We start from the raw sequence: 8,868 nt of genomic DNA, 5'->3' as shown, positions 1-8,868 counted from the left end.
GGAACAGTGGCAGGTTGCCTGCTATCAAAATGGTGTGTTAACGCTTACTGGTGAAAACCAGGCCATGATTTCTCAATTGGCCTACTTACAGAAGCAATACGTTTCACAACTCTCTCAAATTAGCGAATTAAAGGACTTAACCAAACTGCAAGTGTGTTTACGAAATCCATCCAAAACACCTTTGATTACAGAAAAATCCGAAAGAACCTTAAGCCCAGAAACACAGGATATGCTCCGTAGTGCTGCTGACTTTATAAGCGACCCTAAGCTTAGCCAAGCTTTACTACGTTTGGCAAGCAATAAAAAATAACATACAAATCAAATCATGTTAATTTACAATGTAAATTGCGAGAACCAGTTCTCATTCTACATTGTTATAATATAACATACACACTAAAAGACAATAACTTATGTCACATTCACATAAGGAATTGGACAAGTTTCAATGTCATCAAATGTTACAATTTCATAGCTATCCGGATCACTGCTGACATTACGCAAAAGCTGGTTATTTAAGGCATGGCCTGACTTGTAACCGTCGAATTTAGCGATAATCTGGTGACCCATCAGATATAAGTCACCGACAGCGTCCAAAATCTTGTGACGCACAAATTCATCTGAAAAACGTAGCCCTTCTTCATTGACTACCCCAGTTTCATCCACGCCAATTGCGTTTTCCAGACTTGCACCAAGAGCCAGATTATTGGCTTTGAGATAGTCCAGATCTTTCATAAAACCAAAGGTACGCGCTTCACTGACTTCATATACAAAGGTTTCAGTAGAGAAGTCAATGGTGGCAGACTGGTATTCTTTCTTGAAAGCAGGATGATCAAAGTCGATGGTGAAATTAAGCTGAAAGCCTTCATGCGGGCTAAAAGCCGCACGCTTATCATCAATAAGCGCTTCTACAGGTTTGATGATTTTAATAAATTTCTTTGGTGCCTGCAGTTCCTGAAGTCCACCCTGCATCAGCAGATAGATAAATGGCCCGGCACTACCGTCCATGATGGGCACTTCAGAAGCTGACACTTCAATAATCAGGTTATCGATGCCCAGGCCGGCAATGGCACTCATGACATGCTCAATGGTACCCACTTTGGCATTTTCCTGAACCAGATTCGAGCACATGAAGGCTTCCTGGATCAGCATGGCATTGGCGGGTATATCAACTGGTGGATTCAGATCGATGCGTCGAAATACAATTCCCCCATCGGCATGGTGTGGCACGAAGTTAATCATGACTTTCTGCCCACTATGAAGACCGATACCGCTCGCTTTCACGACACGTTTCAGGGTACGCTGTTTCAACATGCTTTTATCATCTGTTCATCAACAAAACCGCTATACGTTAGCATATTTAGCCATTGATAAAAAACAAAAAGGTGGCCCTAAAGCCACCTTTTCTGTTGAATCATCGTAAACACATATTGTTACATATTACTTACGCTGTTGATTTTTAAGATAATCCTGAATACTCATTGGCGTTGGACGTGGGCTTGAAACAGACGCAGCCGGCGTCGCTGCCGCACCTGCACCAGTTTGTTGACGCTGAATCGCTGGCACATCATCTTCATCTACTGCAGCCGGGGCTGTTGCAGGACGTGACTGCTGTACATTGGTACGTTTCGCAGGCTCAGCAGCATCTGCCGAGTTACGGGTCAGCCCTGTTGCGATTACAGTTACGCTAATTTCATCACGCGCATCTGGATCGAATACGGTACCGTAAAAGACTTGACCTTCATCCAGGTCCACGATCTGGTTCACAACATCGGTAATTTCTTCAATTTCACCGAAGGTTACATCATCACCACCAGTCACGTTAATCAGGATACCTTTGGCATTCATGATAGTAACGTTATCCAGTAATGGGCTACGAATTGCCTGTTCAGCTGCCTGACGTGCACGGTTTTCACCACGACCAAGACCTACACCCATCATGGCATAACCACGTGTGCTCATCGCTGTTTTCAGATCGGCGAAGTCAAGGTTGATATGACCTGGACGTACCACGAGATCAAAGATACTGCGTACTGCATTTAACAGAACGTCATCCGCCTTCTTGTAAGCATCTTTCATCGAGATGTCACGGAACACTTTTAGCAGGCGCTGGTTTGGAATGATGATCAGGGAATCCACGTGCTGTTCCAGGGCTTGAATACCCTTCTCAGCGGACTGTAAACGGCGTTTACCTTCAAAGTTGAATGGCGTAGTCACGACACCAACTGTCAGGATGCCCATTTCTTTAGCAATTTCTGCAACCACTGGTGCTGCACCGGTACCTGTACCGCCGCCCATACCAGCAGTCACGAACACCATATCTGTGCCTTCAAGATGCTGGCGGATCAGTTCACGGCTTTCTTCTGCTGCCGCTTGACCGACTTGTGGGTTTGCACCTGCACCTAGACCACGGGTACTTTGTTCACCGAGCTGAATTTTAAATTCAGCTTCCATGCGATCCAGTGCCTGTTTGTCAGTATTGGCACAGACAAATTTTACACCCTGGATGTCTGATTGCAGCATATGCTGCACAGCATTACCACCCGCACCCCCTACACCAAACACAGTGAAACGGGCTTGACCAATGCTATCGTCTTGATCGTCTTCAAAAAATTCAAATGAGGCCATGACCTATAAAATTCCTAATTTAGTACTGGCAGTCACTAAGCCCGTATACTGCCCTGATCTTAATAAAAAATTGTTTTTAAGAATGCTGCTCCACAACTCAGTTGTCAAGTGCAGGCATTTTTTACTACAACTTCTCAACAATATTCACAATAAATGTCGACTAAAAAATTGACTTCAATGTTTCATTAAAGCCTGACCAGGCACGTTTAACGCGCTGAGTCACCGACAGTCTTTCATTTTCTTCCGATTCTACGATAGTTTCCTGCGCGTCACTCTGGCTGAACATCAGCAGACCTGCAGCCGTAGCGTACTGCGAACGGCGCAGCGCTGCCTGATGTGCTTCCTCTGCATGTACTGGCGCTGGCGGATTACCCAAATGCGCCGATATACCTAAAGTGCGGCGTACATAGCTGACCATACCTTCAATATGGCTGGCATCACCCGTTAATACCACACCATGGTACAGCCCCTGCATTGCACCACTATTTTCCAGTTCATCACGCACCAAGCCCAGAATTTCACTATAACGCGCAATAATAATCTCAGTCAGTTCAATCCGGCTAATGGTCTGCGGTCCATCAATACCCTGAAACTGGATCATGTGGTCCGGTTTTACCACTTTCAGATCGACACAACCATATAACAGCTTAATACGTTCAGCTTCTTCAGTGGTAGTCTGTAACACCGCTGCGATATCACGTGTTACATGTTCCCCACCACGCTGAATGGTATGGGTCAATGCCAGACGACCATCCAGGTAAACTGCAAGATTTGTGGTTCCGGCACCGATGTCGACCAGACATACGCCATATTCTTTTTCATCTTTCAGCAAGCTGGCTTCAGCAGTGGCCAGACATGATACCACCATGCGCTCTACACCAATATTGGCACCTTTCAGGGCACGGTCAATATTCTGCATGGTACTAATTGGCAACATCATTAAATGATAATGCCCTGTCATGCTGTGCGCCGACATACGGATCGGATTCAATACCCATTCCGGTGCATCATCCAGCTCGAAACCTAGTGGAACTGCGCTGACCAGATAATGATCTGAGGTCTGATGACTGGCTTTGGCCAATTCAAGCGCGCGCACCACCTCACTGGTGGTAATTGTATGTTCTGCATTGTCAACTGAAGTGCGGCCTGAAGCATAAAAGCTTTTCAGCTCCGCACTTGGAATTGAAATCCAGGCTGAATGTACACGGCATTCCGCCATGTCTTCCGCTTCTTGAACGGCATTTTTTATTGCGGTAATGACTTTATCGAGACTTACAATTTTCCCTTTATTCATGCCTCGGTTACGAGCAGTCGCCATCCCAATGACCTGGATATTGTCTGGCGCATGTACCTTACCAATCAAAACTGAAACTTTGTGCGTCCCAATGTCAATCGCAACAACTGAGGGAACAGCTTCATTCATTATTCGTTACTACCATTACCTGTGTTTAATTTATGGCTCTAAGCCTCTATTTTTCAAAGCCGAACATTATGGCTTTACTGTAACGCCGTTCTCAACGCCGGTGTCATTATTCGTTACAATAAAATGACCATTTTGTATCTTTGGTGGAACTGCATTCTTCCACTGAATCGCAAGCCCATTTCTATAGCGCAGATCAATTGAAGAAATTCTAGACCAAACTGGCTTCAAATCGCTATAGGAAAGATGGCTAAGACGTTGCAGCTTGCTCATGGTTTGATCCTGATCCACAATCACGCGTAATCCCGAATCAAACTGCATAAACCATGTCATGCGTTCCGTTAAATATAATTCTTTTAAACGAATGCCATGCGGTGCGAACAGCTGATTAATTTCGTTATAGCGGCGCATCATGGTTTTGGCCTGGCTGGCAGGACCATGCAGTAACGGCAACTCAGGATAACTCCGAGGAAGTACTTCCGTGAAAATTTTTCCGCTATCACTGAGCAGACGTCCAGTACCCCAACGTGCAATTGCATGGTGCGGCATCACCCGTACCCGAATTGCATTCGGCCAGGCACGTGATACCACAACACGATCTACCCAAGATAATTCTAGAGTTTTATCACGGACTGATCTTAAATCCGAGGTAAAATAATTTTCGGTAATAATTGGCGATACATGTTGCAGGATCTGACGTTCTTCTGCCGCCGAACGAGAACCAATCACCTCAAGCTCTGCTACCTGGGCATCGGTCATAACACGATAGAATCCCAGTATTCCTGCTGCAAGTACTACAAACGCCACACACAGCAGTAACCAACCACCTAGATTGGCCATTTTTTCTTTTCGTGTGGGCGGCTTGTCGTGAATTGATGTAATCGCAGCACGTTTGCGGCGCATGGATGCAGGAAGTTGAGCCATATCTTAGTGAGCCACACTGTTCAGAGTTTGTTCCAGAATCGCCACACATAGCGCTTCAAAACTATAGCCTACTGCTGCTGCCGCTTTTGGCACCAAAGAATGACTGGTCATGCCTGGCACCGTGTTCACTTCAAGTAGCCAGAACTTACCGTCCTGATCCTGCATGGCATCAATACGGCCCCAACCGCTAGCACCTACTGCCTGGAAAGCCCGTAAAGCCAAGGCTTGCAGTTCTTTTTCTTCTGTTTCGCTTAGACCGCATGGAATGCCGTACTGTACATCATTACGGTTATACTTGGCTTCATAGTCGTAGAAAGCCACATCTTCTGGTGGTTGCAAACGAATTACCGGAAGTGCCTGACCATTTAACAAGACAATAGTGAATTCACGGCCGGTAATCCATTTCTCCGCCATCACAATGGCATCATGTTCAGTCGCTTTCGCAATGGCAGTGGCAAAGTCTTCAATTTTCTCAACCTTGCTCATACCAATGCTTGAGCCTTCATGCACTGGCTTGATAATCAGTGGCAAGCCCAGTGCTGCAACGATTTCTTCAGCATTCGAATCTTTGGTCACAATACGGTAAGGTGCTGTTGGCAGTTCTGAACCTTGCCAAACCTGCTTGGTTTTAACCTTGTCCATACCAATCGCTGAACCCTGTACGCCTGTACCGGTATAAGGAATATTCAGCCACTCCAGTGCACCTTGAATCTGCCCATCTTCACCACCACGACCATGCAGTACGATAAAAGCACGATCATAAGCTGTCAGTTCCGTGATGCTGCGCTCCTGAGGATCGAAGCCTTCTGCATTCACCCCAGAACGCAGCAATGCCTCAAGCACTGCCGTACCACTGTCTAGCGAAACCTCACGCTCTGCAGATTTACCACCAAGCAATACGGCAACTTTTCCGAATTTTGAAGCATTTGACACGTTTATATCCTTAAACTTTTAAATCTGGTCAATTCTATCTAAGCCACACACGGCGACTACTTTACATATAGATGATTCTGAGCAAGTTCAATTGAAATTGCACCTACATTACCGGCACCCTGAGTCAGCAGCAGGTCATTTGCTTGTAGCACATTTTTCATGACATTGCTGAGGTTTCCTTCAACCGGATCAACCAGAATTGGCTCTACCTCACCACGCAGACGAATACTGCGCGCCAGAGCACGGCTATCTGCACCAACGATTGGTTTCTCCCCTGCTGAATAAACTTCTAGTAATAACAACTGATCTACCGTGGACAATACATCGACAAAATCTTCAAAACAGTCACGGGTACGGCTAAAACGGTGCGGCTGGAACATCATCACCAGACGACGGTCTGGATGGCTGGCACGTGCCGCCTTGATGGTTGCTTCAACTTCTTTAGGATGGTGACCATAGTCATCCACCAGCTTCACATCACCGCCTTCAAGCTCGAACTGACCTTGTACCTGGAAGCGACGACCAACACCGCTAAAGCTTTCCAGGGCACGGCAAATCGCAGCATCCGAAACGCCTTCATCAGTCGCAATACCAATTGCTGCCAGTGAATTCAGAATATTGTGTGCACCCGGCATATTGATCGTAACACGCAGCGGCTCACGATCTTTACGCAATACCGTAAAGTGCGACTGCATGCCATCCTGTTCAATATCAACCGCACGAATGTCATTGTCTTCATTGAAACCATAGGTAATGAGTGGGCGACCGATCCGCGGCATAATTTCGCGTATATTGGCATCATCACCACATACCACGGCTAGGCCGTAGAACGGAAGTTTTTGCAGGAACTGAACAAAAGTATCTTTCAGCACATCAAAGCTGCCGCCATAAGTATCCATATGATCAGCATCAATATTAGTGACAATGGTCGCCATTGGCTGCAGATGCAGGAAAGAGGCATCTGATTCGTCTGCTTCTGCCACGATATAACGACTGGCACCCAATGCAGCATTCACACCCGTACGGTTCAGCAAACCACCGATCACATAGGTTGGATCAAGATTTTCTTCGGCCAACATACAAGTCACCAGACTTGTGGTTGTCGTTTTACCGTGAGTACCTGCTACAGCAATACCGTGACGGTAGCGCATCAATTCACCCAGCATTTCAGCACGGCGAACCACTGGAATACGCTTTTCAATCGCAGTCTTAATTTCCGGATTTTCTTTATCAATGGCGGTTGAAACCACAATGACATTGGCACCCTGAATATTTTCAGCGGCATGACCGATGTACACCTTAATTCCGTTTTCTTCCAGCTGAGCCGTGGTTTTGGACGCTTTAATATCTGAACCAGAGACTTTATAACCCTGGTTTTTTAATACTTCAGCAATACCACACATGCCAGCACCGCCGATCCCCACAAAATGAATGTGTTTGATACGGCGCATTTCTGGCACTTTGATTAATTTTTTCGCTTGGTCAGCTGGAGTTGATGGAGACATAATTTACTCGGTTTACAATTCTTGAATTAAACGAACCACGTGTTGGGTTGCATCTGGTTGAGCCTGCTGGCGTGCTTTTACAGCCATTTCCATAAGAAGCTGGCGATTCAGCATCGGTTCCAGCAGCGCTTTTAAACTGTCTGGGGTCATTGTGGCTTGCGGGCAGATTTTTGCTGCGCCAAGATTCGCCAGGAATCGGGCATTGGCGGTCTGGTGATCATCTACCGCACTTGGTAATGGCACAAAGATTGCGGCCACGCCTGCTGTGGCAATTTCAGTGACGGTCAACGCACCGGCACGGCAGATAATTAAGTCCGCATCGCTATAGGCCTGTGCCATATCTTCAATAAATGGCTGTACTTCAATATTTAAAGTTGCAGGTGCATCAGCATAACGGGCACGCGTCGTATCTGCATGATTTTGACCACACTGATGATAAACATTCAATGGGACATTCAGCTGTTTTAAGGCTTCGGGCACACGTTCATTGAGTGCCTGAGCGCCCAGTGAACCACCGACAATTAAAATACGCAGTGGCTGGCCAGCTTTCTCCCGTTCCTGATAACGCCAGGACGGATTGAAAATTTCAGTAATTTCTTTACGTACCGGATTGCCTGTAGTGACAATTTTATCCTGGGCCGGAAAAGTATTCGGAAATGCCTGACAGACTTTTTTGGCAATACGGGACAACTGGGTATTGGTAAAACCGGCTACAGCATTTTGCTCATGAATAATCACGGGAATGCCCAGCATTCGCGCTGCTAGACCACCTGGACCGGCGACATAGCCACCAAAACCGGCGACAGCATCCACCTTCAGCTGTTTCATATACTTCATGGCGCTAAGAGTGGCTTTTAGAATTTTAAACGGTGCCGCCAATTTACGCACGACGCCATTGCCGCGCACGCCTTGAATATCAATCTGATAAATTGGAATATTATGGTTTTTTAAAAGTCGGTTTTCCATGCCTGCCGGAGTTGCCAACCAGGACACTTTGATCCCCTGCTGTTCTAATTCTTTTGCAACGGCTAACGCTGGAAATACATGTCCACCGGTACCTGCGGCCATCATCATGACATGTTTAGGCTGTTTTTGCTGAGCATCGGTCACGGTCTAATTCTTCAATTCTAAAATATAAACAGGATGTGTAATTTAAGTCGTCAATTGTAATCACAATCGCTAAGCCATGAAAGTTTATTTACTTTATTTCAACGAGCGTTTCATTGTTTTTTTTCACACGATTTTAAAGTTTAAACTGTATTTATAATCAGGTCTGCATTTTTATTCAATTTTCAGAAAAAAACGGATTTTATTAATTGATTTCAATGATCTCTTTTTTATAGATATAAAACAGATTTTATCGCAGGATGAAGCGAAAACATTATTGCACTGATCACTATTTTTCAGACCTAAACTTAGGTCTAAACAGCATGAAATTTATTCTTTTTTCTATGTTATTTA

Annotated in this window: 8 protein-coding genes; 1 reads left to right on the top strand and 7 read right to left on the bottom strand. The window is 45.6% G+C overall.

Annotated elements, in window-relative coordinates; all coding sequences use genetic code 11:
* Window positions 1-310 (top strand): DciA family protein (locus tag B4033_RS11290; protein ID WP_286834078.1); only part of this gene is annotated, 310 nt, incomplete at its 5' end.
* A 98-nt stretch (window positions 311-408) separates the two neighbouring features.
* On the opposite strand, the gene lpxC is transcribed toward B4033_RS11290, so the two are convergent.
* The 7 genes from lpxC to murG form a co-directional block, all read right to left on the bottom strand.
* Complete coding sequence (gene lpxC, locus B4033_RS11285; protein WP_004813751.1) at window positions 409-1,311, bottom strand: UDP-3-O-acyl-N-acetylglucosamine deacetylase; 903 nt, start codon at window positions 1,309-1,311, stop codon at window positions 409-411.
* Window positions 1,312-1,437: 126 nt separating this feature from the next.
* A complete protein-coding gene (gene ftsZ, locus B4033_RS11280; protein ID WP_004813752.1) occupies window positions 1,438-2,625 on the bottom strand; it encodes a cell division protein FtsZ in 1,188 nt (395 codons plus the stop codon).
* Window positions 2,626-2,785: 160 nt separating this feature from the next.
* A complete protein-coding gene (gene ftsA, locus B4033_RS11275) occupies window positions 2,786-4,048 on the bottom strand; it encodes a cell division protein FtsA (protein ID WP_286834074.1) in 1,263 nt (420 codons plus the stop codon).
* A gap of 66 nt (window positions 4,049-4,114) precedes the next feature.
* Complete coding sequence (locus tag B4033_RS11270; protein WP_004813757.1) at window positions 4,115-4,969, bottom strand: cell division protein FtsQ/DivIB; 855 nt, start codon at window positions 4,967-4,969, stop codon at window positions 4,115-4,117.
* A gap of 3 nt (window positions 4,970-4,972) precedes the next feature.
* Window positions 4,973-5,902: a D-alanine--D-alanine ligase gene (locus B4033_RS11265; RefSeq protein ID WP_286834071.1), complete on the bottom strand. Its 930-nt coding sequence runs from the start codon at window positions 5,900-5,902 to the stop codon at window positions 4,973-4,975.
* A 56-nt stretch (window positions 5,903-5,958) separates the two neighbouring features.
* Window positions 5,959-7,407 (bottom strand): UDP-N-acetylmuramate--L-alanine ligase, encoded by a 1,449-nt coding sequence (gene murC / locus B4033_RS11260; RefSeq protein ID WP_286834069.1) that lies wholly within the window; start codon window positions 7,405-7,407, stop codon window positions 5,959-5,961.
* A gap of 12 nt (window positions 7,408-7,419) precedes the next feature.
* Window positions 7,420-8,517 carry an undecaprenyldiphospho-muramoylpentapeptide beta-N-acetylglucosaminyltransferase gene (gene murG, locus B4033_RS11255; RefSeq protein WP_286834066.1) on the bottom strand — a complete coding sequence of 366 codons (1,098 nt, stop codon included), beginning with the start codon at window positions 8,515-8,517 and terminating at the stop codon, window positions 7,420-7,422.
* Window positions 8,518-8,868: the final 351 nt, after the last annotated feature.

The sequence above is a fragment of the Acinetobacter sp. UBA3132 genome (assembly GCF_002364825.1).
Classification (GTDB): Bacteria; Pseudomonadota; Gammaproteobacteria; order Pseudomonadales; family Moraxellaceae; genus Acinetobacter; species Acinetobacter schindleri.
This window is presented reverse-complemented; position numbering and strand designations above follow the sequence as displayed.

Excerpts from the sequence above, each read along its gene's own strand:
- lpxC (WP_004813751.1), bottom strand. The coding sequence starts at position 1,311 with ATGTTGAAACAGCGTACCCTGAAACGTGTCGTGAAAGCGAGCGGTATC.
- ftsZ (WP_004813752.1), bottom strand. The coding sequence starts at position 2,625 with ATGGCCTCATTTGAATTTTTTGAAGACGATCAAGACGATAGCATTGGT.
- ftsA (WP_286834074.1), bottom strand. The coding sequence starts at position 4,048 with ATGAATGAAGCTGTTCCCTCAGTTGTTGCGATTGACATTGGGACGCAC.
- B4033_RS11270 (WP_004813757.1), bottom strand. The coding sequence starts at position 4,969 with ATGGCTCAACTTCCTGCATCCATGCGCCGCAAACGTGCTGCGATTACA.
- murC (WP_286834069.1), bottom strand. The coding sequence starts at position 7,407 with ATGTCTCCATCAACTCCAGCTGACCAAGCGAAAAAATTAATCAAAGTG.